Genomic DNA, 26,400 nt, shown 5'->3' with positions numbered 1-26,400 from the left:
GAATAATGATCGGTCGGGATCGCCTTAAAGATATCACCCCCTTTGTCGCCAGCGTGGAGCACGGCAGTTTTACCGCCGCCGCCGATTCGTTGCATCTGACCAGTTCAGCCATCAGCAAAAGCGTGGCAAGGCTGGAAGCCCGGCTCGGCTCGCGGCTGTTTGAACGCACCACGCGACGACTGGCGCTGACGGATGCCGGTCAGGCCTTTTATGAAACCTGTACGCGTGTGCTGAGCGAGCTGGCGGAAGCGGAATCCGTACTGGCCGCCCAGCGCGCCATTCCGGTCGGACGGCTGCGGATTGCCGTGCCCAACACCTTTGGCCGGATGCGGGTGATGCCGCTTATCAACGAATTTTGCCAGCAGAACCCGGAGATGCAGATTGCCCTCTCTTTCTCCGATCGCTTTGTCGATCTGTTTGAGGAAGGCGTGGATATTGCGATACGTATTGGCGGCTCGACAGATTTTCCGCCCTCGCTGGGCTGCCGCTTTTTGGGTAATGAAAGGCTGATCTTCTGCGCTTCGCCGGACTATCTGGTGCAGCACGGCGTGCCCGACTCTTTGCAGGCGCTGACCGAAAGGCGAGCCATTGTTTACGATCGGGTAGATGGCAGCACCAGTCCGTGGCATATCCGTTCGCCGGATGGACGAACGATAACCCGAACCCTGCCTTATCGGATGGCGTTAGGGGATGGCGAAGCCCAGGTCGCCGCCGTAGTAGCCGGACTCGGCGTGGCGCAAATGGCGACCTGGCTGCTGGAAAAAGAGTTGGCCAGCGGCGCGCTGGTACCGATCCTGCCAGAGCTGGCGGTAGAAGGTCTGCCGCTGTTTATCGTCTGGCCGCGCAGAAAGCAGCTGCTGCCGAAGGTCGACGCGCTGCTTGCCACGCTGGATCGGCTGAAGATCAGTCAGTAGCGGGTTTATTTACGTTGATGCGCCACGGCACGCCGAACTTATCGATCAGCGTACCGAAACCGGCCGCCCAGAAGGTTTCTTCCCATTCCAGCGTGACCTTACCGCCAGCGGAAAGATTATCGAACCAGCGTTTGCCTTCGGCAGGATCGTTGCTCGACAGGCTGACGGCAAAACCGTTATAGCTTACCGCTTCCGCGCTGTCGCTCATTTGCAGCTCGCCGTCGCCGATATGCAGCAGCGCGTGCATGATTTTATCATCCGCTGGCTGTTCCGCGCTTGGGCTGTTCTGTTTCTGCGGCTGCTGTTTTTTCTCCGCAGGCACGTCACCCCAGGTCATTTTAACCGTCAGTTCGGCTCCCGTGGCCTGCTGATAAAAAGCGATAGCCTCTTCACAGTTTCCCGAAAAGTATAAATAAGGCGAAAGTTGCATAACATCTCCTTCGTTTGAGGTATGTGCTGAAGAACAAGCTCGAAGAAAGTGTAGCAGGCGACTGAGATCTGGCGCTTATTACATGTTACTGAATAAAAACGCATGCCAGGAAAAGCAGAACGTTCTTCTGTCCGGCTCTGGCAGGAAGGCTCGTCGGTTTAAACCAGACGCTTTCGACACGGCAAAAAAACGGCCAGTTTGCTGGCCGCTTCATCTGAAAGGTATAAAAATATGTTGCCCTGCTACCGACGCTATCCGGGCCAACGCTTTCATGCCTTTGCCGTTACTCTTTGCCTCAGGTCGTTCCAGTAGTTGCGACAGGAGCGGTAATAAACAAGCGCTCGCCCGCGCTAATTATCTGCGTCCGTTTCAACATCATTTTTCTGGTAACCTCTTCCTGGCGACTATGGCATGTAGCTGACGATAAGATTCCATCTGGTCTCAAAAGCGACGGATATTGCGTTTCAATTGCGGGTCTCGCAGAAACTTCTGTGTGTAAATGTGCGGCCCAACCGGTATATCAAAATAACGCCTGTGTTGTCATATTGGTTGTTATATACGTATTCAGCTTGCGGAGCGGCATTATCAGCGTCATTTTTTTGACCCTGGTGTAGTGACGTTGCGAGCAAGATTGACCTTTGCAGGGGTAATAAAATAAGTGTTGATTTAGCTGAGTAGCAGCGGTTTTATAACGGGGAACCGGCCTTGTGTAAACCGCCAGTGGCCCGGCTTTGACCATGCCCCGGCAGCAGTGCGCCAGGGAGACAAGCCAAGCGTTCCAAAGTTGAACCAGCTGGCAAGTTCAGTCCCGGAAGCCAGAGCGATTACAGATGTTCTTCAGGCACGATGGCGTGAAATATCCAACCAGCGGTCTGACAGAGATGTTTTCAGTTACGTGATCAACCTTTATTGGAAGTTTATACGAGGCAAAGAAAAGCAGTAATCATTTTATTTATACAAGGAAGAATTATGGCTCAGGATATTTTCATAAAATTTAATGGAATTGAAGGCGAGTCTCAGGATTCTACACATAAAGGTGAAACAGAAATCCTGAGTTGGGAATGGTCTGTCAGACAGGCATCAAATATGCACCTGGGATGGGGTGGCGGCGCCGGGAAGTGTACCGTTGACGACTTGTATTTTGAACATTATATCGATAAGACCAGCACCAACTTACTTCATTATTGTCTTACTGGAAAACGTATACCTGAAGCCGTTTTGACTGTCAGAAAAGCTGGCGGCTCTCCGCTGGAGTATATGCACATTACGCTTCAGGATATTATCATCACCGGCGTAAATCCTGTGTATCTCAATACCATGCGCGTCCCGCGTGAAGCGGTCAGCCTCGCGTTCTCCAGGATAAAGATGGATTACGTTTTGCGAAATGCGGGGAGAAATATAGCGGGTACGGTTTCTATGGGATATGATATTAAAGCTAATACGGATATTTAACTATAAGTAATATAAGGGAATATAACTATGCTATTCGTTAATAAAAATGGGTTAGTGGATGCGGAACGTATTATCGTCAGACGTTTCAGCACGATAGAGCGTGGCAAACTGGACAAAGTAAATGGGATTATCGTACATCAGACCGGAGGATCGACAGCAGAAAGCTCTTTTAACAGTTATAAAAACACAGGCGCAAATGGTGCACATTTTCTGATAGATAAAGACGGTACTATTTACCAGACAGCTTCAGTCTTTAAAATTACTTATCATGTCGGCAATATAAGATCCAGATGCTACATGGAAAAGAAATGCAAACCTTCGGAAATTTCCAAAATAAAGCCATTACTGAATAAATATAAGCAGCTCTCTCGTTTAGAACAGAAAAAGCCATATCCAGAAAGATACCCTGCTAACTTTGATTCTCTGGGCATAGAAATAGTTGGAAAACCTGTTTCAGGTGAAGACCAGGATGCTATTTATGAAAAGATCAATGATGCCCAAAACAGTTCATTGAAATGGCTTGTAGCTGAACTTTCTGACACATTAAAAGTATCGATGACTGAAATTTTCAGACATCCTGAAGTATCATATAAAGTTAAGACAGAAGCGGGTACAGCACAATGGTAAAAAAAATTTTCGTCATGCTGTGTGTGTTTTTTACTATAAATATAGCTTTTGCAGGACATATGGCGACCCGAAAAATCACAGGCATTAAAATTGATGAAACGGGAAAAACCGAAGATGAATCAGGAAATGTCAAAAATGGCTGCCTGGCATTTAAAATAACAGAGCGAGACGTGACGGATTTTTTTTCTGAGGCGTATCCGGTGCCTTTAAGTTTTAATGTACATGATCGTTATTCACCCTGTTATGCTAAAGGGACTATTGAATTTAGCAACAACACCCGTGGTAAATGGAAAATATTCTCCAGTGGAGGAGGAACACTACGATGGGACACTGGTGATGTAGTAACTTTATTTTATAATGATTATAAATGGACAGATCCTTTCGAAGGAACATACACGTCTGATGACGAGCTTGATTAACAATCAAAATCTGCTCCCAACCATTAAGGTACACGCCTGACTGGCGTACCTTATTTACTGGGTGTTTCAACTTTTACAGCGCAATCTGACCGGGCTGGAAAAGGGTGCCGGGTAACAAAATTTTGGCGGTTCCGGCGTAACTCTTGGTAATGAGCGGACATCAATGCCGTTTTCTGCATCTTTGTGGAAGCAATCTGTCCCCGGATCGGGCACGCCGTCTACAATCTGAAGCGGCCATTTACTGGCCGCTTTTTTACCGGTCAAAGTCGCTTATTTCACTTCAGTCAGCTTCTCAATATCCACGCTGCCCTGCTGTTCAGCGTCGTTTTTACGCACTTTCGCCACGTCGCTGGCGCTAACCTGCTCTTTGGCCGTATTGCCCCAGCTGGTGCGGATAAAGTTCACCACGTCGGCGACCTGCTGGTCGTTCAGCCGCCAGCCGAAAGCCGGCATGGTGATGGCAGAAGGGGCACCCTTCACGCCTGGCAGCGTCGCGCCGCTGATAACGATATGGATAAGCGAGGTTGGATCTTCCGCCAGCACCACAGGATTGCCGCTCAGCTGCGGGAAGAAGCGCTTATAGCCGCTGCCGTCCGTTTTATGGCAGGCCGCGCAGCTGTCGACGTACACCGACGCGCCCGGTTTGCTGTCGTCGCCCTTCCACAACGCCTTCGCTACCTTGTCATCCGGCGTAAAGCCGACCTGATTTAAGTCTTTCGCGCCCAGGGATTTCAGATAGCGCGCAATGGCGGTGATATCTTCGTCGCTTAAATGCTGCAAACTGTGCTGCACCACTTCGGTCATGCCGCCAAAGGCCGCGGTACGATCGTTGCGGCCATAGCGCAGGAACTGCGTCAGATCGTCTTCGCTCCAGCGGCCCAGTCCGTCACGGCTGTCGCCGCGCAGGTTGTTGGCGGTAAAGCCGTCAATCGGCGAGCTGCTGCCGGAAAGGTAGTCGCTGCCTTCGCCGTCGTTCAACGCTTTTTCCTGCATGGTCAGGCTACGCGGGGTATGACAGGCGCCGCAGTGGCCCAGGCCTTCCACCAGATACTGACCGCGAGCCAGCACCGCATCCTGCCCTTTAATCGCCTGGAAAGCTTTTACGTCCGGTGCAAACAGCCCGCGCCAGATCGACAGCGGCCAGCGCATCGACAGCGGCCAAGGAATGTCGCTTTTCCTGTTTTCGGCCTCAACCGGCTTCACGCCATGCATAAAGTAGGCGTAAAGCGCGTGCATATCCTCATCGTTAACCACGGCATAGGAAGGATAAGGCATCGCCGGGTAGAGCGTGTCGCCGTTCTTCGCTACGCCGTGGCGTACCGCTTTCTGAAAGTCGTCATAGCTGTAATCGCCAATGCCGGTTTTCTTATCGGGCGTGATGTTGGTGGAGTAAATCTTGCCGATGGGCGTCGCCATCGCCAGCCCGCCAGCAAAAGATTCGCCACCCATTTTGGTATGGCAGGCCACGCAGTCGCCCGCGCGCGCCAGATACTCGCCGCGCTTGATCAGATCGGCGCCGTTATCCTCCGCCGCCGCAACAAAGGTGGTCATACCCAGCATCAGAGCCGGGATCAGCATTTTCATCATGGTCATCCTTACGCCTGCACCAACGGACCTGGACTTGGAAGGTACTGTTCACGAATCGCTTTCGCTGACCAGTAGGTCAACGCCGCCACCATGCCGGTCGGGTTGTAGCCCAGCCCCTGCGGGAAGGCGGACGCGCCCGGAACAAACACGTTCGGCACATCCCAGCTTTGCAGATAGCGGTTAACCGCGCTGGTTTTCGGATCTTCGCCCATGATCGCGCCGCCGTTCATATGCGTGGTCTGATACACGGTGGTGTCGAAATGCGTGCCCGGCATTTTCGGCGCGCCGCTGATCAGTTTCGGGTTCATCGCTTCGGCGATTTTGTGCATCCGGCCATGCATAAACTGCGACATTTTGATGTCGTTTTCCTGCCAGTCGAAGGTCATACGCAGCAGCGGCTGGCCGAAAGCATCCTTGTAGTTCGGATCCAGATCCAGATAGTTGTTGCGATAGGACTGGTGCGCGCCGTGCGCGTCCATCGAGACATGATGCGTATAGTGATCGGCGACCGCCGCTTTCCACTTGCTGCCCCAGCCTGGCGTGCCCGGCGGCGTCGGCAGGCCGGAGATCGGCTTCACGCCCGCCTGGTTAACCCAGAACGGCGAGCCGCCGACAAAGCCATATTTGCCGTGGTCGAAGTTATCCGCGTTGAAGTCGTCCACGCCCACGCCCGCGCCGCCCGCGCCGATAAAGTTGTTGGTAAAGACGTCTTTATCAAAGAAGGCCTTGATGGTGGAAATATTCTGATAGGCAAAGTTACGGCCTACGGTGCCTTCGTTAGTGACCGGATCGTAAGGCTTGCCGATGCCGGACAGCAGCATCAGGTGCACGTTATGGAACTGGAAGGCGGACAGGATCACCAGGTCGGCGGGCTGCTCGATCTGGCGGCCAAGCGCATCGACATAGGTCACGCCGGTAGCGCGCTTTTTGTCGTCGGTCAGGTTGACGCGCAGCACGTTGGCGTTTTCGCGCAGCTCAAACTTCGCTTCCTGACGTAGCGCAGGCAGCACGTTAACGTTCGGCGACGCTTTGGAATACATATAGCAGGCGTAGCCGCTGCAATAGCCGCAGAAGTTGCACGGCCCCATCTGCGCGCCGTAGGTGTTGGTGTACGGGCCGGAAGTATTGGCGGAAGGCAGATCGTAAGGATGATAGCCAACGGATTCAGCGGCCTGCGCGAACAGCTGCGCGGAGAAGGTTCGCTTCTGCGCGGGCAGCGGGAACTTGTCGGAGCGATCCGGCGCGAACGGGTTGCCGCGTCCCTGCTGGCCGACGACTTTGCCCTTAACGCGCCATTCCGAGCCGGAGGTGCCAAACACTTTTTCGGCCTTATCAAAAAACGGCTCCAGCTCGTCATAGGTGACGCCGAAATCCTGAATGGTCATGCCCTCAGGAATAAACTTTTTGCCGTAGCGCTCTTCATAGTGGCTGCGCATCCGCAGCTCGATCGGATCGACGCGGAAATGCACGCCTGACCAGTGCAGGCCCGCGCCGCCGGTGCCGGTGCCGGGTAAAAACGCGGCAAGCTGGCGATAGGGCTGCGCGGTCTGCGCCGAGTTATGGCGGATGGTCACGGTGCTTTTGGAGAGATCCTGGAACAGCTTTTTACGGATGTTATAGGTCAGCTCATCAATAACCTGCGGATACGCGCCGTCAGGATAGGTGTCGCGATGCGGGCCACGCTCCAGCGCAACCACGTTCAGGCCCGCTTCGGTCAGCTCTTTCGCCATGATCGATCCCGCCCAGCCGAAGCCTACGATCACCGCATCTACTTTTTTCATTACGTTTGCCATGCTTATGCTCTTTCCCCACGAATCGACACCGGCGGGAACGGATAGCGCTCGCCCCGTTCAACCCAGTCCATAAAATCAGCGCGCGCGCCCGGAAAGCCGATCAGCTTCCAGCCGACCATATTCTGATTGCCGCCATGCACAGGATCGCTGAAGAAGCCTTCGCGCGTGTTCTGTAACAGGAAAGAGAAGAAAACCTTAGCCGGAACCTGTTTGAACTCGGCTTTGCCGGCTTCAAAGGCCTGTAGCAATGCGTCCTGCTGGTCGTGGCTCAGGTCGGCGAACGCTTTGCCGTGCTGCGCTTTGGCGAAAGCATCCGCGTCCGCCAGGCCCAGGCGGTAAATATCGCGCGGGATCAGCGGGTACTGATAGCCCAGCTCTTTGTCGGCATCGGGATGGAAAGGTCCCTGCATATACCAGTTGGAACCGGTCGCGTAAGGCGTGTTCATCTGACGATCGATATATTCCGGCACGCCCGCTTCCAGCGCGCCGGGGCCGCGTTCGTCGGCAGGGATCAGGCGCGCCACGGCCGCCTTAATAAAAGCGTACTCTTCCGGGGTAAACCAGGTGGGCTGGTAATCGCGGGCCTGCTGCGGCCCTGCAGGCTCGGGCGCGGCTACGGCTGCGGCTGGCGCGGCTACGGCTGCGGCTGGCGCGGTTAACGCGCCCAGGCCCGTGCTGCCAATCGCCACGGCGGGCGCAAGCGTAATGGTTCTCAGCAGAAAGTCCCTGCGGGAGCTTCCGATCGTTTCTTTTGACATGACATTGCCTTTTAAAATGGCCTGGTTGTTCGGCTGTAAGCATTCGTGATGGGAGACCCGCTAGCCTGTTTTTTTATAAAAATCGGGCGCTAGCGTGATCTGAATCAATGTTACCGGTAACAATTTGTGGATTTTAACAGGAATCGGCGCAAAAAATTAGCGTAAATAAACAAAATGGCACAATTTCATTAACAACCAGGCAGGCGGAAAGAGAGAGGCACGTCACCAGAGAGGGCCAGCGCGCAGCAGAGCGTTATAAGGGATGAGCTATTGAAGAACGCGCGGCCGCAGCAGAACCAGCACGCAGCCTGACGTTGTGGTGGTTAAGCCGCAGAAAAGCGCGCGGCAGCAGAACCAGCATGCAGCCTGACGTTGTAAGGGATGAGCTACTGAAGAACGCGCGGCCGCAGAAGGCCAGCGCCTTATGATGGATGAGCCGCAGAAGGCCAGCTTGTCACATTGCGCGCGAATGATTTAGCCAAAGGCGCGCGCAAGGCCAGCGCGCAGCACGACGCCCTGGTGGATAAGCTACGCGGCGATCGTAGCCATAACGCTGTTCAGGATCGGGCCGCTAAGGGTGAACCTGGCCGTCGCGCTTTTCGTCCAGGCCAAACAGCTTCAGCCGCGTCTCCGACGGCTGCGGGCGGCCAAAATAATACCCCTGGAACAGCGTACAGCCTTCGATTTTCAGCTGCTCGAACTGCTCGCTGCTCTCCACCCCTTCCGCCGTGATTTGAATATCCAGGCTGCGGCTCATGCCCGTAATGGCCCGGATAATGGCCAGCGCCTCGCGGCTCTCTTTCATATCGTTGATAAACGACTTGTCGATTTTGATCTTATCGAACGGGAAAGAACGCAGATAGCTGAGCGACGAGTAGCCAGTGCCGAAGTCATCCAGCGCGATGCGCACGCCCAGCTTTTTCAGCTTTTGCAGAATGCGGATATTGACCAGGGTGTTGTCCAGCAGCACCGACTCCGTGATCTCCACTTCCAGCCGGTGCGGGGCCAGCCCGGAATCCTTCAGCGCCGCTTCCACTACCGACACCAGCGAACTGTTTTTAAACTGGAGCGGCGAAAGGTTGACCGCCACGCTCTGATGCGCCGGCCACTTCGCTGCCTCGCGGCAGGCTTCGTACAGCGCGAAGGCGCCCAGCGAGTGGATCAGCCCGGTTTCTTCCGCCACGGGAATAAAGTCCAGCGGCATAATCAGCCCCTGTTTCGGATGGTGCCAGCGCATCAGCGCTTCGTAGCTGATGATCTCCTGGCCCAGACTATCGGTAATCGGCTGGTAATACAGCTTGAGGTGGCGATGGGTCATTGCCTCGCGCAGATCGGTTTCAATCATGCGGCGCTTGCTGGCGGCTTCGCCCATTTCGCTGGAGAAATGCTCAAAGCGGTTGCGGCCGTTGCGTTTGGCTTCGTACAGCGCCATATCGGCACAGCGCAGCAGCTCGGCGGGGGTGGTCAGACCGCCTGCGACAATAGAAATGCCGATGCTCAGCCCTACCGTCAGGCTATGTCCGTCGACGTTGAAGGTCGGACGGATGGCCTCAATCAGCCTTTGCGCCACCGCTTCGGCTTCCTGTAAATGCGTCAGGCCCGGCAGTACGATAGAGAATTCATCGCCGCCGTTGCGCGCCAGCGTATCCTGTTCACGCAGCACGCCGCGCAAACGGCTGGCGACGGCGCGCAGCAGATCGTCGCCGACCTGATGGCCCAGCGCGTCGTTGACGTTCTTGAAGTTATCCAGATCCAGACAGAGCGCCGCCGTCTGTTTACCATTATCGAAATCGCAGCGCAGCGCCTCGTTCAGCCGCTGGCTGAACAGCACGCGGTTCGGCAGGCTGGTCAGGTTATCGTGATGCGCCATATGATGAATGCGCGCATCAGCCGCGCGCTGATCGGTAACGTCGTCAGCAATCAGCAGCACGTAGTTAGTATGGGCGTCGTTGCCGTTAATAATCGAGGCCGAAGCGTTGATGATCCGTTCGCCGCCACGGGTACGTAACAGCTGCTCGTTTTTATGCACGCCTTCATTGCGCTGTGCGGCGGTCGCCAGCTGGGAAAAATAGCCGCTCAGCTCTGAGGGCATGTAATCGTCCAGCCTTTTGCCGGCAAGCTCTTTCATTTTTACGCCCAGCAGCTGCTCCGCTTTGCTGTTCAGCAGCAGCACCTCGCGCGATACCACGTCTTCCACTATCACGCAGCAGGGAATATTGCCGATAATGGTGTCGAGAAACTTCGACAGCGCGGCCATCTTATTGCTGTTCTGCTCTGCCAGATCTTTTGCCCGCAGGATCTGCTGTTCGTACTCGCGCAGTTCAGTGCAGTCGCGGGTAATTTTGGCAAAGCCAAGCAGGCGGCCTTCTTTAGTATGAATCGCTTCGATCACCACGTGCGCCCAGAAGGCGCTGCCGTCTTTGCGATAGCGCCAGCCCTGATCTTCAAAACGCCCAACGCTTTGCGCAATCGCCAGGTTTTTGTCGGGCAGGCAGGCAAAGCGATCCTGCGCGCTATAAAAGCAGGAGAAGTGTTCGCCGACGATTTCCTCCGCCGTATAGCCTTTGGCGCGATGCGCGCCGGCATTCCAGTTCACCACATGGCCCTGGGGATCGAGCATATAGATGGCGTAGTCGGTGACGCCCTCCACCAGCAGACGGAACACCTGTTCTCTTTCGCGCTGTTCTTGCAGCACGCGCTGTTGCTCAGTGCAGTCGCGGGTGATTTTGGCGTAGCCGATTAGCCTGCCGTCGTCGTCGTGCACGGCGTCAATGACCACGTGCGCCCAGAAAGAGGTGCCGTCTTTACGATAGCGCCAGCCCTGCTCTTCGAATCGGCCGGTACGGTAGGCGGTTTTCAGGTTGGTTTCCGGAAGCTTAGCCAGCCGGTCTTGCGTGCTGTAAAAGCAGGAGAAGTGTTTGCCGACGATTTCTTCCGCCGTATAGCCTTTGGAACGCCTTGCGCCTTCGTTCCAGTTCACCACATAGCCGTCGGGATCGAGCATGTAGATGGCGTAATCGACCACGCCTTCGACCAGCAGACGGAATTTCTGCTCCTGGGCGCGCTGTTCGGCAAGCTGAGCCTGCTGTTCGGTGCAGTCGCGGGTAATTTTGGCGAAGCCGATTAGCCCGCCGTCGTCGTCGTGCACGGCGTCAATCACCACATGCGCCCAGAAAGCGCTGCCGTCTTTGCGGTAGCGCCAGCCTTCGGTTTCAAAACGTCCTTTTTCGCGGGCGATGGCCAGGCCGCGCTGCGGCAGTCCTTTTTCTCTGTCTTCCGCACTGTAAAAACAGTCAAAATTTCTGCCGATAATTTCATCCGGCAGATAGCCTTTCGCCCGCTCCGCGCCCGCGTTCCAGTTGGCTACGGTGCCGTCAGGTTTCAGCATATAAATGGCGTAGCCGACCACGCTTTGCACCAGCAGTCGGTACATCACATCATTATTTTCGTTCATTTTCTTTCCGCCTGAGGGACGCTGCCCCGAAGAAGGCCTGGCCTGCAGATAAGCGGCCCTCCGCTGCAGGCCCGCCTTTTCTGAAGCAATCCCGCGCCGCTATTCCCTGTAAAACCTTGCTGTATCAGGCTCCGCTGCCTGAAAGTGCCTTATCGTTATCGGCCTCGTTTAAATAACATTCAGCATTTATTTTGCCGGGCCAGGGCGGGGAGGACTATGCAGGGTTGAACGCGTGGCTGCAACCCGCGATCGCTACAATCCCGGGATAAGATGTTTGCAGAATATTAAAATAATGGCCTGTAATTTATTAACGCTTCGCGACCGCTATTCACGTTAATGACTGGCGTAACGGAAACACCCGCCTGTTGCAAAGGCGGCGGTCAGACATCAGCGGATACAAAACCGGTAAGACCATTAACGAGTAATCGCGTTAGATGGTGGCCTTACCGTTCTGGAGTCGCTATGTTTAAATCCTTTTTCCCCCGCCCCGCGCTGTTCTTCAGCAGCGCCGCCGTCTGGTGCGCGATCGCCATTCTCGTCTGGTTTGCCGGCGGCAGGCAGTTTCTTACCTCATTCGCCCATGCCGGCCCGCTGCCAAATAACGCCTTGCGCTTTATCGCGCCTTCCGCCCTCGCTTTTTATCTTTATTATTTTGCAGCTTTCGCCCTGTTCGCCGGGTTCTGGCGCGTGTTCAGTCCGCATCCCTGGCAAAATTGGTCGGTAAACGGTTCGGCGCTGATTATTTTTGTAACCTGGTTTTCGGTGCAGATGAACGTTGCTATCAACGCCTGGTATGAGCCGTTTTACGATCTGATCCAGCGCGCGCTGACCCATCCCAATTCGGTACCGATCGCCACGCTTTATCAGCAGCTGATCGGCTTTCTCAGCATTGCGCTGATCGCCGTGCTGGTGGATGTGCTGAATATGTTCTTTATCAGCCACTATGTTTTCCGCTGGCGCACGGCGATGAACAACTATTATATGGCGCACTGGTCGCGGCTGCGCGGCATTGAAGGCGCGGCGCAGCGCGTGCAGGAAGACACCATGCGCTTCGCCTCGACGCTGGAGGATATGGGCGTCAGCCTGATTAACGCTGTTATGACGCTTATCGCTTTTTTGCCGGTGTTGATTGGGCTATCGGTGCATGTGAAAAACGTGCCGCTGCTGGGTGACCTGCCCTACGCGCTGGTGATTGCCGTGGTGCTCTGGTCGCTGCTGGGCACCGGGCTGCTGGCCGCCGTCGGCATCAGGCTACCGGGCCTGTCGTTTCGTAATCAGCGGGTGGAGGCGGGCTACCGTAAAGAACTGGTCTATGGCGAAGACGATCCCGCACGCGCCAGTCCGCCCACGGTGCAAAATTTGTTCGGGCTGATCCGTAAAAACTATTTCCGGCTCTACTTTCACTATCTCTATTTTAATATCGCCCGCTCGCTCTATTTGCAGCTGGACGCCGTTTTCGGCCTGGTGGTGCTGTTCCCTTCTATTGTCACCGCCGCCATTACCTTCGGGCTGCTCCAGCAGATCAATAACGTATTTGAACAGGTGCGCGGCGCCTTTCAGTATCTGGTTTATTCGTGGAGCACGCTGGTTGAGCTGTTGTCTATTTATAAACGTCTGCGGCTGTTTGAACAGGTACTGGAAAGGGAAGCGGAGGGAGAGCTTTAACAGGGCGCGGAAGGAACCGCGCCCCGGAAGGGCCGCTTATTGTTGCGCGGCCAGCCTGGCGAAGACCTGCTCTACCGCGTAAGCGCCCGGATCCTTCACGCCGTGCAGGCTTTCCTGGTTAAGGTAAGAGGAGCGACCCGCCTGCGCTTTGCTCATCTGCGCCGTTTTTTCCGCGCCCGCTTTTGCCGCCTGCGCCGCCTCTTCTCTACTTTTACCCGCCGTCAGCGCGGCAAAGGCCGGATCCAGCGCGTCAATCATGGTGCGATCGCCCGGCCGCGCGCCGCCGTAGTGCTGCATCCGTTCCAGCCCGTAGCTCAGCGCCTGCGGCAGCGCCTCGCCTTCTTCCAGCTTCTGTCCGGCGGCGGTAAACATAATCGACATCAGCACGCCGCTGGATCCGCCCATCACCACCGCCAGCTCTTCGCCAATCAGCGTTAGCAGGTTTTCTGGCTCGTTCAGCGGCAGCCTGTTCGCTTCCAGCTCGGCGAGGATTTTTTTCGCCCCGGCGGCAAAGGTCGAGCCGGTGTCGCCATCGCCCACTTTGGCATCCAGCTGGTTAAGCTCGGTCTCCAGCTCTGCCAGCGTGCGGCAAACGGTAGCAACTATGGCGGCCGTTGATGCATTTTCCGAAGGCGCAAAATGCTGCTGCCGCGCAACTTTTTCGCCCTGGCGCGTATTAAGCGGCGCAGGCTTGCTCGCGGGCTGCCAGCCGCTGGCCTCAACCGGCGCCTGCAACGCTTCCGCCAGCGCGTCGGTCAGCAGCAGCGTCGACAGCGAAAAGCCTTTCATATCCAGCGCGCTGACCAGCGTCGCCGGGCCAATCAGCAGATCGACCTGTTTTCCCAGCGGCGAACGCAGCACCTCACGCGTCAGCACCGCCATTTCCAGCGAAGAGAATCCGCCCAGGTTATTGATTAACAGCGCCGTTTTTTTATTGTCCGGATTGTGCTCCGCCAGCTTCGCCGCCATCAGTGCAACGATCTCGCGGCTGTCCTGCGTTTTCAGCGTAGAGGCGCCCGGTTCGCCATGAATGCCCATGCCTAACTCGCTTTGGCCTTCTTTAACCCGCTCGTCCCGCTTTTCGCCGGGCACATGGCAGCTGCTGAAGGCCAGACCAAGGCTGGCGGTGGCGGCAATGGCTTCGTTGGCCGCTGCCATCACCTCCTCCAGCGATTTGCCGCTGGCGGCGGCGTAACCGGCGACTTTATGGATCAGCGCCGTACCGGCAATCCCGCGCGGCTGTGGATTATCCGGCAGCGCGATATCATCGGTCACCATCACCAGCTCGACCTTAAAGCCCAGCTTTTTGGCTTTTTCCGCCGCCAGGCCGAAGTTCAGCCGATCGCCCGTGTAGTTTTTAACGATCAGCAGGCAGCCTTTTTCACCCGTGACGTTGATGATAGCGCTGAGTACCGCCTCCACGCTCGGCGAGGCGAAGATATCGCCACAGACGGCCGCGGTCAGCATTCCTTTTCCGACAAAGCCCACGTGGGCCGGTTCATGCCCGGAGCCGCCGCCGGAAATCAGCGCTACGTCCTTTTTATCCCAGTCGTTACGCACCACCACCCGAATATCGGGGCCGGCGTCAAGCAGGCTAAGGCTGTGCCACGGGTTGCCGATCAGCGCGCCTTCAATGGCTTCACTGACCAAATCGCTTTTTTGATGCATGAAAAACTGACTCATAAATCTGTTTTCTCCTGGCTGAAAAGAGCGGACTGAGTCACTAACTGTAGTTGAATTCCTGCGGCGGCCGCGCAGGAAACAGGCAGGGCAAGGAGAAAGGCAGTAACTTAAAATGGACGTGATTTCCCTTTTTTCAGCAACAAACGTTGGTAAAAGCTAACGGAAAAACAACAGAATATTTTATATTTTTTATCACTTTTTGCCGTGGGAGAGTCGTTGCCCTTCTGGTCGGGCCTCTGCGTACCCGCCACAGGAAAACTCCGAATAACCGAAAACAGCACCATGATTACTAAAGAATTTATTATTGCAAACCCCGGCATTATTCCTAATTGTTTCTCTGCGCTGGTTTTGAGATTGCAGTATATCAGTCAATTATTATACAGTTTTGGTTATCGTTCTGCGGCGTTCGGGAAAGCTTCTTTTATCCGACTAACGCTTTCCCCCCTTAACGCAGACGATCCCCCCTCTGTAGCAGGATAAGCTTCACCACGCCACCACCAGGGCGTTATGCGGAGCAGGTCGCAAGGCCTGCTCTTTTTTATCGCTGTTTTGGCTGTAAAAAGCCCGGAGTGGCAGCCCGCCTTAAAGCGTTATATCCGTGGAGAGAGCGTAAAACAGGCGTTGCCACCGCGTTTTCGGCCAGGCACCTGGGCAGGAGCATAAGGAAAGCGGGCGGGAATTGTGTTGTACCGTTTAAAAGTATACCGTTCAAAAGGCAGGCTCCGTCCGCTGCTCGCCAAAACGCGGCGCGACCGAAGCCTGCATCACCGTTAGCGGAACACGCTGATCGCTTCCACCAGACGGGTGGCCTGATGCGTCATTCGGCCAGCCGCCTGCGCGCCTTCTTCCACCCGCTCGGCGTTCTGATGGGTGATATTGTCCAGGTCTTCTACCGCCAGGCTGACTTCGCTCAGCGCCGTAGCCTGCTCGGCGGTGGCGGAACTGATCTGCGCAATCAGCGAGGTCACGTTCTGCACCTGAGAAACGATATCCTCCATGGTTTTGCCCGCGTCGTTAACGTGGACGCTGCCGGACTCCACCTTCAGCGCGCTGTTCTCCACCAGGCTTTTTATTTCGCTGGCGGCCTTGGCGCTGCGCTGCGCCAGGCTGCGCACTTCTCCGGCCACCACGGCAAAGCCTTTGCCCTGCTCGCCCGCGCGTGCGGCTTCCACCGCAGCGTTTAGCGCCAGGATATTGGTCTGGAACGCGATCCCATCAATGACGCTGGTGATGTTGGCTATCTTCTTCGAACTGTCGGCAATTTCCGCCATCATGCCGACCATATCCTTCATCACCACGCCGCCTTTGGTCGCGGCATCGCGAGTGCTGGCGGAAAGCGTATTGACCTGCTGCGCCGTGTCGGTATTGCTTTTTACCGTGGCGGTCAGTTCATTCATGGTGGCAGCCGTTTGCTGGACGTTGGCCGCCGCCTGCTCCGTACGACGGCTCAGCTCGTTGTTGCCGTGCGCGATAGCATCGCTGGCGCTCATCACGTTGACCGCCTGGCCGCTGACGTCTTCCAACAGCCAGCGGAACATCAACCCCAGCTGCCCGACCGCCCGCAGCGTGGTGCCGATTTCATCCACGCGATCCATCTGGTCGACCTGCTGGCAGGCGCCGGTCGCCACGCTCAGCGCCTGTTTGCACAGCCGCTCGACGGGACGGGAAACCTGCTGCTCAAGCCAGCTCGTGGCCAGCAGCAGCAGCACGGCCATGATGGCGCTGAATATCGCCAGCGGCTGGCCCGGCAGCCCCAGCGCCCAGACGCCCGCCACGGAGAGCGGCCACAGCGCCAGCAGCGCAGAGCGAATGCGCCAGCGCAGCGGCATGGTTTTCAGCAGCGAGGCCCAGCGCAGCGCCCCGGTACGCACCAGCAGCCCTTTATGGAAGCGCCAGCCCTTACGCTTGCCTTCGCGAAATTCTTTATACAATTTTTCAGCCTGCGCGATCTCCTGCGCGGCGGGACGGGTGCGTACGGACATATGGCCCTGTATCTTACCGTTGCGCACGATCGGCACGGCATTGGCGCGTACCCAGTAGTGATCGCCGTTTTTACGACGGTTTTTCACCAGCGCGGACCAGGGTTCGCCCTGTTGCAGCGTCGCCCACATATCGGCAAACGCTTCCGGCGGCATATCAGGATGGCGCACTATATTGTGAGGCTGCCCGTTGATCTCTTCCGGCGTAAAGCCGCTGACTTTGATGAATACGTCGTTCGCGTAGGTGATATGGCTGCTGGCGTCGGTGGTTGACATCAGCGTGGCGTTCTCATCAAACGCAAATTCCTGCTGTGTTACGGGTTGATTGCTGCGCATGGCGTAAATCCTTGAAGCGGTGACCAGGATTGGGCTTTGAGTGGATAAATTATCATTCGTTATATTTTCGGCCCGTTCCGCCTGAACTTTAGTTGCTAAAGCTAAATTCCATGCAAAGGTTAAAAAACCGCAAAGCCTTACGGACAGCCATCTGGCGAGAAAAGAACCGGTTCCAGCCGCCCGCAAAACCCTGTCGACGACAAGTCATTATTATGCAGAGATGTTTTAGTATGGTGAACGGATCACGCCCGCTGAAAGATCAAAAACGCCACCTTACGCCCGCGTTGTAGCCCCAGCCTTTGCCGCCGTTGCCGTCGATTTCTTTCCGATAGTCCGCTTCCGCATAGAGCGACACGTTATTTTTAAAGACGGTGGTGGCGCCGACGCCAGCTTCCCACATCTGACCGAACTTACCGCTGCGGAAGCTCTGCTCAAGGCCGTCCACGCCTTTAGCGCCTATTGTGGTTTTAGCCTGACTGTCCCAGCCTTTGTAATAGTTGGTGCGCAGATAAGGCGTGTACTGGCGGCCGCTGTTATCGCTCCAGCGTCGATCCAGCTTCGCGCCGACGCGCCCAATGGTCTGGTGCGAATCGTCGTAGCTGACCGTCAGGTTATCCCTGTCGCTGAAGTTATCCAGCCCCAGATGCAGGTAAGTCAGCTGGGCTGAAGGCTCCAGCCGCAGCCCGCCGCCCAGCGCAAACGGATAGCCGCTCTCCAGCGAGGCGCTCCAGCCTTTGCCTTTGATCTTTGCCACGTTCTGCCTGCGTGCAATATCCGTTTCGCCACGATGCCAGCTGTAGGAGAGCGTGCCGTCCAGGTAGAAGCCGCTTTCCTGTAGCCAGGTGGCATAAAGCGCCAGCGTATCGCTGTCGAACGTGGTGCTGCTGTAGCCGTCGGCCGCGTCCGGACGGATGCGGCTGTTACCGCGTGTCCAGGCGACGCCGCCGCGCAGGCTGCCGTTGTCCCCATCCAGCTGCACGACGTTGCCGCCTACCTGCAGCGCGCTGTAATCCATATCCAGGTCGTAGCCGAAATTCTGGAAGCTCTGGCTGGTGCTGTAGCGCATGTTGGCGCCGGTATAGCGCAGGAACATTTCCCCGCCGGCCTCGGCCTCGCCCTGGCCCTGACGCAGCTCGCCCAGCCGGTTATGCAGATCGTTAAGCGTGGCTGCGGAATAGTACGCCAGCCCGGTCGGCGCAGAGAGATAAACAGGCACCTGCGGCACTACCGCCGCACGGGAAACGCCGTTATTCCTGACGAGGCCGTTAGCCAGACGATAGTCGCGAAACTGGCTGCCGCTGCCGTCGACCTGCCGCTGGGCGGCATCGCTGCTGCCCGGCGCAAAGCTGTAGAGATCGTAGCGCCACGGCCCGGCTGCCAGATAGCCGCCCTGGAGCGCAAAGCTGTTGGCGCTGGCACTGCCTGCCACCTGTGCCAGCGAGATGCCTTCGTTCGCCTCAATAACGCCATTTTGATTAGCATCGTTCAGCGCGCCGGTGCTGCCTGCCGCTGGCGTGACGTTGATCAACGTGGTGCCGTTAACATCGCCGTTTACGCGCAGGATGTCGCTGCGCTGGTTGGCGGGCGCGCCGCCGCCGTTAAGCGCGCTGGCGAGCTTCAGCGTGCCGTTCAGCGAGTTCAGCGTGCCGTTGATGGTCAGCGTGTTGCCCGGCGATCCGGAGCCGTTGGTCAGATCCAGCGTACCGGCGTTATTCACCACCAGCGAATCGCTGGTGCCGCCTCTCAGTACGGGATCTACAAGGTTTCCGGCATAGAGCGTGGACTCGCGATCGATATTCAGGGTGCTGTGCGCCAGCTGCAGATTGTCGGTCAACGTCCAGTCGGTATGGTAGAAATTGATGGTGCTCCAGCCCGCGCCCAGGTTGACGCCCCGGCCTGCGTCGTCGCTGGCGAAGGAGCCGCCACGGGCCGCGATCTCGCTCAGGCTGAGCGTGCTGCCTTCGCCGCCCGCCGTGGTGATATGACTAACGTTAGCCAGGCTGACGTTCTGCACAAAGGCCTGGTTATCGATGCCGCTGCCCATCGTCAGGCTGCCGTTGAGGGTGCCGCCGGTCAGCGTCAGCGTATCGGTGCCGTTCCCCGTGTTCACATCGCCCTGCACCGCTCCACCGATCAGGGCGATCCGATCGTCCGTCGCGCCGCCCGCCACGATAACCGTATCGGCATATTGCGCGCCAATCGTACCTTCGTTAACAAATACCGTGCTGCCGCCGCGCAGATCGATAACGGGCGCCACCGTACTCCACGAGAAGATGTCGCCCCGGTTTACCACTTCGCTGGCAGTCTGGCTGACAATTGCCGAACCGCCGCTTTCAGTGGTGATATAGATGTTTCCCTCTGAGATGACTTTCCCCGTGGTATTGGCGCGGATCCCTGTTCCGCCGCTGCCGACAAGGATCACCATGCTGCGTGGCACCAGCATGTCGGCCTGCGTGGTCGAGCCATCGGCATTAGCAAAGGTGTAGCCCGTTGCGCCGTCGGAAGGTTCGATACCAACGGAAAGCAGTGAATCGAAAGTGGTGGCGGAACGAATGCCGCTGCCGCTGCCCCTGGCATAGATATAGGTATTGGCCAGGGAAATGTTGGGGGTTTCCGCCAGGTTATTGATGGCGCTGCCGCTGCCGTTTACCGTCAGCGTAGCGCCGTCAATCGACAGCCCGGCGGCGCCTTCTTCCAGCAGAACGGCGTCGGCGCTGCCGTTGCCCGTAATGCTGTTACGGAAGATGCCGTCGCCATACAGCGCAAAATTACCGTTATGGCCCACGCGTACCGCTGCCGTACCGCCTGACTCCAGCTGGGCGCTTTCGGGAAAAAATTGCGCGGTGCCTTCGCTCACATCAAACGCGATACCGGTAGCAGCGACCAGACCGCCCTGCATCAAAAAAGAGCCGCCGTTTTGTATCCGTACGCCGGTGCTGTTGTCGCCGGTTAGTTTAACCAACGAAGCGTCTCCCAGCGTTATCCTCGCGCCGTTGGTTATCTGAAAAGCGGTTGCGTTAGCGCCACCGCCAGAAACGCTGGCGCTATCGTAAACCGACGTCCCTTCGCCGTCAGCGCGAATGCCGACGGCGCCTTCTCCCCCCAGAGTGATTGGGCCAGTGAGGTAGGCATAAGCGTTGCCGCCCGCCTCGCTTCTTAACCACACCGCCGTATTGTGGGTGTCGCCTGACGGCCCGGTGCTGCCGTTAACGTTGACGATCCCGTCCGAGTAAACGCTGGCAAAGCTGCCGCTGCTGGCGATCGCTTTGATCCCGGTGCCGTTATCGCCATTCAGATTGATCGTCCCGGCGTTGCCGACCAGCCCGCCACTGCCGGAGTCGATCGCCAGCAGCGCGATATTCTCCTCCGGGCGAAAATCCGCCTGACCGTTAACGTCAATCACGCCGTTATTTTGCAGGCGGGCGTTCGGGCCATTCACCACCTTCATGGCGGTGCTGTTCTGAGTTTGTGAACCCAGTACGATATGCCCGTCATTTACGGCGCTACCATCACCAATCATATTAATGCCGACGGCGCCGGACAGCCGGGTATCGAAGGCTTCATCCGTCAGAGCATTTTGCGGCGATCGCCCCAGCCAGAGCGTGCCGTCCACAGCATTGGTGAAGCTCGCCTGCGGGCCATTAACGAACACGCCGCTGGCGCCGTCCGCCGCGCCTGTATTAATGTTGCCGTTATTGATCGCGCTGCCGCTAAAAATCCCCAGGCCAGTGCCGCTGCCTGCGATGTTGATGACGCCGTTATTGGTGAAACGGCTGCCGTCCTGTAGCCGTACCGCATTGCGGCTTTGGCCGACCGTGCTGCTGTCCACGCCGCTGCCATCGGCATTATTGAAGAAGCCGGCATTAATAACGCCGTTATTAACGCCGGTACTGCCGCTAAGCAGCTCCAGCGCGTTGCCATCGGTGATGCCGTTACCGGTACTGGCGACCTTACCGTTGATAATCGCCGTGCCGCCGTTTGCAGCCAGCACCGCGCTGCTGGCGTTCGCCACCTCCAGCGTTTTATTAACCGTAACCCTGGCCTGCGCGCCGTCTGCGCTGAGCACCACCAGTTCGCCAATCGGCTGCGCCGCTTCGTCATCCGCATCCTGCGCCACTATGCCGTAAACGATTTGCCCGCTGGTGAGAGTTACGGCTTTATCCAGCTCGTCACGGTAGCTGTCGGGATTGAGCTGGCCCGTTTCCAGCTGCCCGATAAGCCAGTTGTTATAGTTTTTAAAATCATCAAAGTTGGTCACGTTGAATCGCGTGATGACGTTATTTCTGGTGGCGACGCTGAACTCGCCTTTGTAATCAGCCACGCTGTCTACAGGAAGGGTGAGGTAAGGCCCGCCAGAAGGTGGAAGCGCAGCGGTAAAGGTCAGGCGGTTATCGCCATTCCAGTTCATGTTGCCGCTGCCGGTGGCGGCAAAAAGCCGACTCTGTTTGGCCGCCATGCGCCAGCCGTTGGTTTCTGACGTCGTTGCCGCACCGGACTGGCCGATTGCCACGTTAATGGTGCCTTTACTGACCTGCGCCACGCGGGCGTTAATATATTGCCCGCCTTTGACGTCAACATAGTTTGGCAGCGGCGTATCCAGCCCGAGCGGCGGTATTTCGACCATGCTGGCGGAATTAAAAACGTCAAAGGGACGATAGCCGCCGCTCTCCCAGTCCGGGACATAAATGGTGTAACCGCCTGTACCGGGATCCAGGCCCGGCCTTTCTGCCAGCGACAGGTCAGGGTTATTCACACGGCCCTGTAGCTCTCTCAGCGTAAAGCTTTGCTCGCCGCTCAGCCCCGGCGAAAACTGCTGGTTGCCGCTAAGCGTTTGCGTGGAGCCGTTGCAGACGCAAAAAGCGCCGACTTTATTATCATTAACATAGGGTGAAAAGGGTTTCAGCGTCGCCGCCTGGCTGTAAAAAGCAGGCGCTATCGCGCCCTGTGCCGCAATAAGGCTTAACAAAAGGGGATGTAATTTAAACAAGGATATTTCCTCCAGAGCTGAAGAAAAAAGTAAAAAACATCTCGCCGTAAAAATGCGATTGCAGACGGCAGGCGGCGTGACGAATAATTAAAAATTGTTAATAACAATCACATCACTACTGAAAAGAAAGATCCATATAAAGTTATGGCGGCAAACGACATCCCCGAAAAAATAAGAATAGTGCCGTAAATAATCATATTAATTACCGGCCCTTTATTAAACTCTACAGGCCTGATTGCTAAAAGGAATCGCCGCCTTTTCAGGCTTAACGTAAAATATAATTATAGTCTTGACAAATAAATGCAGCTCGCGATAAGAGAAAAAATGAAAAGATAAAATTTAACGGTCAACGCCATAAATATTTACTATTAAAAATCAGTAAGAAACGTTATTCAGCGGCGACTTAAATAATCTCATTTATGATTACGCAACCGCATAACCGCTGCGTTTGTGCCTTGCAAAAAACAAAAAAAATGGCCCGAAGGCCATTTTCATTTTTGCTGTTCTTCCGCGCCGGAGCGATCAGGAAGCGGATGCCAGACGCGCCTCGTAGGCCACTGCCTGTTCGGCATCGAACTGGTTTTCCCACTTGGCGATCACCAGCACCGCCAGCGCGTTGCCGACCACGTTTAGCGCGGTACGCGCCATGTCCATGATACGGTCAACGCCGGCGATAAACGCCAGGCCTTCCAGCGGAATGCCCACGCTGCCCAGCGTAGCCAGCAGCACCACAAAGGAAACGCCAGGCACGCCCGCGATCCCTTTTGAGGTCACCATCAGCGTCAGCACCAGCACGATCTCCTGACCAATAGAGAGGTCAATGCCGTACAGCTGCGCGATAAAGATCGCCGCGATGCTCTGATAGAGCGTGGAGCCGTCCAGGTTAAACGAATAGCCGGTCGGCACCACAAAGCTGGTGATGGACTTAGGCGCGCCGTAAGCCTCCATTTTCTCCATGATCTTCGGCAGCACCGTTTCGGAGCTGGAGGTGGAGTAAGAGAGGATCAGCTCATCCTTCAGGATGCGCATCAGCGTGGTAATGCGCAGCTTACAGATGCGCGCGACCGTTCCCAGCACCACAAAGGCAAAGAACAGAATGGCGACGTACACCAGGATCACCAGCTTAGCCAGCGGCCACAGCGAGGCGAAACCAAAGTTGGCGATAGTCACCGAGATCAGGGCAAACACGCCAATCGGCGCGTAACGCATAATCATATTGGTGACTTTAAACATGGTTTCCGAGGTGGAACGAAACACCTTCACCAACGGCTCGCGATGTTCCGCAGGCAGCGATGACAGCCCCAGACCAAACAGCACCGAGAAGAAGATGATCGGCAGCATCTCGCCTTTCGCGATCGCCGCGAAAATATTCTGCGGGATCAGCGATAGGATAGTGGTCACCAGGCTGTGCGGGCCGCCCTGAACCTGCGCCGTCGTGGCTTCATACTTAGAGATGTCCACCGTTGCCAGCGTCGACATATCAATGCCGTAGCCAGGTTGAAACACATTCGCCAGGGTAATCCCTACCACAATGGCAATGGTGGTTATCACTTCAAAATAGAGGATGGTTTTGACGCCGATCCGCCCCAGTTTTTTCGCATCGCCCACGCCGGCGATACCGACGATCAGCGTGGAAATCACGATGGGAACCACAATCATCTTGATCAGATGGATAAAGATATCCCCGGCAGGACTAAGAATGTTAGCGATTAACCATTCACGATCCTCCGGTTGATTATGCAGTATCGCGCCAACGACGATCCCCAGTACCAACGCCGTCAATATTTGCCAGGCAAGGCTGAATTTTGCAGCTTTCATAATAGTTTTTTCCTTAACAAAACCCGCTCTCCGCGTCTTTAATGCGGAGCGATCACTCTCAAGGGAAGCAGGCCGATGTCGGCGAATGCGCGGATAATGGATGGTTGATACCTGATTTGCAGGCGCGTAATCAGTACCATTTTCACGGGTATAAATGCAACCCTAAGTGATATACGGCTAAACTATCATCGCCGAACAGGATAAAGCTCTGGAATCGACGTGTACGACTAACTCTTTGTTATAATTAGCAATATATCTCCATACTTGCGCATAGCTATGCAGTTGCTCGCCAGACGCCTGGCGAACAGCCAGGTTTAGTTGTGCGCCTTTTGTACAGCCCGTTTGCGTTATGCGGCGAATGAGTGGGCGACGGTTGCAGAAAGTTCCACCGTATTACGGCAACTTTTTGACCATTTTCATCACCTGACGTTATGGCGTGATCCATGGCGCAAAAAGCAAACAAAGCCCGGCGGCTCGCTCCATCCAACCTTTGATTGACATATTATTAACATCTTCAAGGAGAGTAGCCATGAGCCAACAACACCGACATCCCGTTCCCGCGAATATCGCGGAAAATACGCTGATCACTGCCCAGCAGTATCAGTCGATGTACCAGCAGTCCGTACAGGATCCCGAGGCGTTCTGGGGCGAACAGGGTAAAATCCTCGACTGGATAAAACCGTACACCCGCGTGAAGAACACCTCATTTGCGCCGGGCAATATTAATATCCGCTGGTTTGAAGACGGCACGCTCAATCTGGCGGCCAACTGTCTGGATCGCCACCTGCACAGCCGGGGCGACCATCCGGCGATTATCTGGGAAGGCGACGACGCCAGCGAAAGCAAGACGCTGACCTTTCGCGAGCTGCATCGCGAAGTCTGCCGCTTCGCCAACTCGCTGAAAGAGCTGGGCATAGGTAAAGGCGACGTGGTGGCGATCTATATGCCAATGGTGCCGGAAGCCGCCGTCGCCATGCTGGCCTGCGCGCGTATCGGCGCGGTGCACTCGGTGATTTTTGGCGGTTTCTCGCCGGAAGCCGTGGCCGGACGTATCGTCGACTCCGCCGCGAAGCTGGTGGTGACTGCCGATGAGGGCATTCGCGCCGGGCGCGCCATCCCGCTGAAGAAAAACGTCGACGAGGCGCTGGCTAATCCCAGTGTCACCACGGTAAGCAACGTGGTGGTTTTCCGCCGCACCGGCACGGATATCGACTGGCACAGCCGCGATCTGTGGTGGCACGAGCTGGTGAACAAGGCCAGCGCGCACCACCAGCCGGAAGAGATGGGCGCGGAAGATCCGCTGTTTATCCTTTACACCTCTGGTTCCACCGGCAAGCCGAAGGGCGTGCTGCATACTACCGGCGGCTATCTGGTTTACGCGGCGACCACCTTCAAATACGTTTTTGATTATCATGCCGACGATATCTACTGGTGCACCGCCGACGTCGGCTGGATCACCGGCCACAGCTATCTGCTTTACGGCCCGCTGGCGCTGGGCGCGACCACGCTGATGTTTGAAGGCGTGCCGAACTGGCCGAAGCCGAGCCGGATGGCGGAAGTGGTGGATAAACATAAAGTCACGCTGCTCTATACCGCGCCTACGGCAATTCGCGCGCTGATGGCGGAGGGCGACAAGGCCATTAGCGGCACCGATCGCTCCACGCTGCGTATTCTGGGTTCCGTCGGCGAACCGATTAACCCGGAAGCCTGGGAGTGGTATTACCAGAAAATTGGCAATAGCCGCTGCCCGATTGTCGATACCTGGTGGCAGACGGAAACGGGCGGCTTTATGATCGCGCCGCTGCCTGGCGCGACGGAGCTGAAGGCCGGTTCGGCCACCAAACCCTTTTTCGGCGTGCAGCCCGCGCTGGTCGATAACGAAGGCAACGCGCTGGAAGGTGCCTGCGAGGGCAACCTGGTGATCGTTGACGCCTGGCCAGGCCTGGCACGCACGCTGTTCGGCGATCACGAGCGCTTTGAACAGACCTACTTCTCTACCTTTAAAAACATGTACTTCAGCGGCGACGGCGCGCGACGCGACGAGGACGGCTATTACTGGATCACCGGCCGCGTGGACGACGTCCTGAACGTTTCCGGCCATCGGCTGGGCACGGCGGAGATAGAATCCGCGCTGGTGTCCCATCCTAAAATCGCCGAGGCGGCCGTGGTCGGCATTCCTCACGCCATTAAAGGCCAGGCCATCTACGCCTATATCACGCTGAACAGCGGCGAAGAGCCGACGCCCGAGCTTTACAGCGAGGTGCGCAGCTGGGTGCGTAAAGAGATCGGCCCTATCGCCACGCCGGACGTGCTGCACTGGACGGACTCCCTGCCGAAAACCCGCTCCGGGAAAATTATGCGCCGTATTTTGCGCAAAATTGCCGCTGGCGATACCACCAATTTAGGCGATACCTCGACGCTGGCCGATCCGGGCGTGGTGGAAAAACTGCTGGAGGAGAAACAGGGTATTGCCATGCCCTGAAAATAAGCAAAAGGCA

15 protein-coding genes are annotated in these 26,400 nt (G+C 56.5%); 6 read left to right on the top strand and 9 right to left on the bottom strand.

The features are described 5' to 3' along the window. Positions 1-5: 5 nt before the first annotated feature. The gene (locus QCD69_RS11840; RefSeq protein ID WP_441004984.1) at positions 6-914 is read left to right on the top strand and encodes a LysR family transcriptional regulator; all 909 of its coding nucleotides are present in this window, start codon (positions 6-8) and stop codon (positions 912-914) included. On the opposite strand, the gene yjdN is transcribed toward QCD69_RS11840, so the two are convergent. Beyond that, positions 904-1,344: a VOC family metalloprotein YjdN gene (yjdN, locus tag QCD69_RS11835; protein ID WP_125290238.1), complete on the bottom strand. Its 441-nt coding sequence runs from the start codon at positions 1,342-1,344 to the stop codon at positions 904-906. The two genes, QCD69_RS11840 and yjdN, sit on opposite strands and share 11 nt — an antisense overlap. A gap of 969 nt (positions 1,345-2,313) precedes the next feature. Between yjdN and QCD69_RS11830 the strand changes: the two genes are divergently transcribed. From QCD69_RS11830 to QCD69_RS11820, 3 genes are read left to right on the top strand one after another with little or no spacing between them, the layout of a single operon-like run. Then, positions 2,314-2,796 (top strand): Hcp family type VI secretion system effector, encoded by a 483-nt coding sequence (locus QCD69_RS11830; protein ID WP_253456029.1) that lies wholly within the window; start codon positions 2,314-2,316, stop codon positions 2,794-2,796. Between the two features lie 27 nt (positions 2,797-2,823). Continuing rightward, a complete protein-coding gene (locus tag QCD69_RS11825) occupies positions 2,824-3,423 on the top strand; it encodes a peptidoglycan recognition protein family protein (RefSeq protein WP_253456032.1) in 600 nt (199 codons plus the stop codon). Further along, complete coding sequence (locus QCD69_RS11820) at positions 3,417-3,842, top strand: hypothetical protein (protein ID WP_301252139.1); 426 nt, start codon at positions 3,417-3,419, stop codon at positions 3,840-3,842. The genes QCD69_RS11825 and QCD69_RS11820 overlap by 7 nt, the downstream gene beginning before the upstream one ends. 270 nt (positions 3,843-4,112) lie before the next feature. On the opposite strand, the gene QCD69_RS11815 is transcribed toward QCD69_RS11820, so the two are convergent. The 4 genes from QCD69_RS11815 to QCD69_RS11800 all read right to left on the bottom strand — a co-directional run bounded on the left by QCD69_RS11815 (position 4,113) and on the right by QCD69_RS11800 (position 11,434). Next, positions 4,113-5,426 carry a c-type cytochrome gene (locus QCD69_RS11815; protein WP_370734837.1) on the bottom strand — a complete coding sequence of 438 codons (1,314 nt, stop codon included), beginning with the start codon at positions 5,424-5,426 and terminating at the stop codon, positions 4,113-4,115. 11 nt (positions 5,427-5,437) lie between these two features. Continuing rightward, positions 5,438-7,222, bottom strand: coding sequence for a GMC family oxidoreductase (locus QCD69_RS11810; RefSeq protein WP_253456038.1), 1,785 nt, complete (start codon positions 7,220-7,222; stop codon positions 5,438-5,440). A 2-nt stretch (positions 7,223-7,224) separates the two neighbouring features. Then, positions 7,225-7,980 carry a gluconate 2-dehydrogenase subunit 3 family protein gene (locus QCD69_RS11805; RefSeq protein WP_301252138.1) on the bottom strand — a complete coding sequence of 252 codons (756 nt, stop codon included), beginning with the start codon at positions 7,978-7,980 and terminating at the stop codon, positions 7,225-7,227. 571 nt (positions 7,981-8,551) lie between these two features. After that, positions 8,552-11,434 carry an EAL domain-containing protein gene (locus QCD69_RS11800; RefSeq protein WP_301252137.1) on the bottom strand — a complete coding sequence of 961 codons (2,883 nt, stop codon included), beginning with the start codon at positions 11,432-11,434 and terminating at the stop codon, positions 8,552-8,554. A 462-nt stretch (positions 11,435-11,896) separates the two neighbouring features. On the opposite strand from QCD69_RS11800, the gene sbmA reads away from it, so the two are divergent. Continuing rightward, entirely contained in the window at positions 11,897-13,099 is a 1,203-nt protein-coding gene (gene sbmA, locus QCD69_RS11795; protein ID WP_301252135.1) for a peptide antibiotic transporter SbmA, read from the top strand. Between the two features lie 36 nt (positions 13,100-13,135). Here sbmA and QCD69_RS11790 read toward each other — a convergent pair whose 3' ends face one another. The 4 genes from QCD69_RS11790 to gltP form a co-directional block, all read right to left on the bottom strand. After that, the gene (locus QCD69_RS11790) at positions 13,136-14,782 is read right to left on the bottom strand and encodes a dihydroxyacetone kinase subunit DhaK (RefSeq protein WP_253456050.1); all 1,647 of its coding nucleotides are present in this window, start codon (positions 14,780-14,782) and stop codon (positions 13,136-13,138) included. A gap of 770 nt (positions 14,783-15,552) precedes the next feature. Next, positions 15,553-17,097, bottom strand: coding sequence for a methyl-accepting chemotaxis protein (locus tag QCD69_RS11785; protein WP_301252133.1), 1,545 nt, complete (start codon positions 17,095-17,097; stop codon positions 15,553-15,555). Between the two features lie 259 nt (positions 17,098-17,356). Continuing rightward, a complete protein-coding gene (locus QCD69_RS11780) occupies positions 17,357-22,084 on the bottom strand; it encodes an autotransporter outer membrane beta-barrel domain-containing protein (RefSeq protein WP_301252131.1) in 4,728 nt (1,575 codons plus the stop codon). 522 nt (positions 22,085-22,606) lie between these two features. Next, positions 22,607-23,902 carry a glutamate/aspartate:proton symporter GltP gene (gene gltP / locus QCD69_RS11775; RefSeq protein WP_253456061.1) on the bottom strand — a complete coding sequence of 432 codons (1,296 nt, stop codon included), beginning with the start codon at positions 23,900-23,902 and terminating at the stop codon, positions 22,607-22,609. Between the two features lie 529 nt (positions 23,903-24,431). On the opposite strand from gltP, the gene acs reads away from it, so the two are divergent. Beyond that, positions 24,432-26,384: an acetate--CoA ligase gene (gene acs, locus QCD69_RS11770; RefSeq protein ID WP_301252128.1), complete on the top strand. Its 1,953-nt coding sequence runs from the start codon at positions 24,432-24,434 to the stop codon at positions 26,382-26,384. Positions 26,385-26,400 lie beyond the last annotated feature (16 nt).

Source organism: Erwinia sp. PsM31, assembly GCF_030433775.1.
GTDB classification, from domain to species: domain Bacteria; phylum Pseudomonadota; class Gammaproteobacteria; order Enterobacterales; family Enterobacteriaceae; genus Erwinia; species Erwinia aeris.
This window is presented reverse-complemented; position numbering and strand designations above follow the sequence as displayed.

Excerpts from the sequence above, each read along its gene's own strand:
- QCD69_RS11810 (WP_253456038.1), bottom strand. The coding sequence starts at position 7,222 with ATGGCAAACGTAATGAAAAAAGTAGATGCGGTGATCGTAGGCTTCGGC.
- QCD69_RS11820 (WP_301252139.1), top strand. The coding sequence starts at position 3,417 with ATGGTAAAAAAAATTTTCGTCATGCTGTGTGTGTTTTTTACTATAAAT.
- acs (WP_301252128.1), top strand. The coding sequence starts at position 24,432 with ATGAGCCAACAACACCGACATCCCGTTCCCGCGAATATCGCGGAAAAT.
- sbmA (WP_301252135.1), top strand. The coding sequence starts at position 11,897 with ATGTTTAAATCCTTTTTCCCCCGCCCCGCGCTGTTCTTCAGCAGCGCC.
- QCD69_RS11800 (WP_301252137.1), bottom strand. The coding sequence starts at position 11,434 with ATGAACGAAAATAATGATGTGATGTACCGACTGCTGGTGCAAAGCGTG.
- QCD69_RS11790 (WP_253456050.1), bottom strand. The coding sequence starts at position 14,782 with ATGAGTCAGTTTTTCATGCATCAAAAAAGCGATTTGGTCAGTGAAGCC.
- QCD69_RS11805 (WP_301252138.1), bottom strand. The coding sequence starts at position 7,980 with ATGTCAAAAGAAACGATCGGAAGCTCCCGCAGGGACTTTCTGCTGAGA.
- QCD69_RS11785 (WP_301252133.1), bottom strand. The coding sequence starts at position 17,097 with ATGCGCAGCAATCAACCCGTAACACAGCAGGAATTTGCGTTTGATGAG.
- gltP (WP_253456061.1), bottom strand. The coding sequence starts at position 23,902 with ATGAAAGCTGCAAAATTCAGCCTTGCCTGGCAAATATTGACGGCGTTG.
- QCD69_RS11815 (WP_370734837.1), bottom strand. The coding sequence starts at position 5,426 with ATGAAAATGCTGATCCCGGCTCTGATGCTGGGTATGACCACCTTTGTT.
- QCD69_RS11825 (WP_253456032.1), top strand. The coding sequence starts at position 2,824 with ATGCTATTCGTTAATAAAAATGGGTTAGTGGATGCGGAACGTATTATC.
- QCD69_RS11830 (WP_253456029.1), top strand. The coding sequence starts at position 2,314 with ATGGCTCAGGATATTTTCATAAAATTTAATGGAATTGAAGGCGAGTCT.
- QCD69_RS11840 (WP_441004984.1), top strand. The coding sequence starts at position 6 with ATGATCGGTCGGGATCGCCTTAAAGATATCACCCCCTTTGTCGCCAGC.
- yjdN (WP_125290238.1), bottom strand. The coding sequence starts at position 1,344 with ATGCAACTTTCGCCTTATTTATACTTTTCGGGAAACTGTGAAGAGGCT.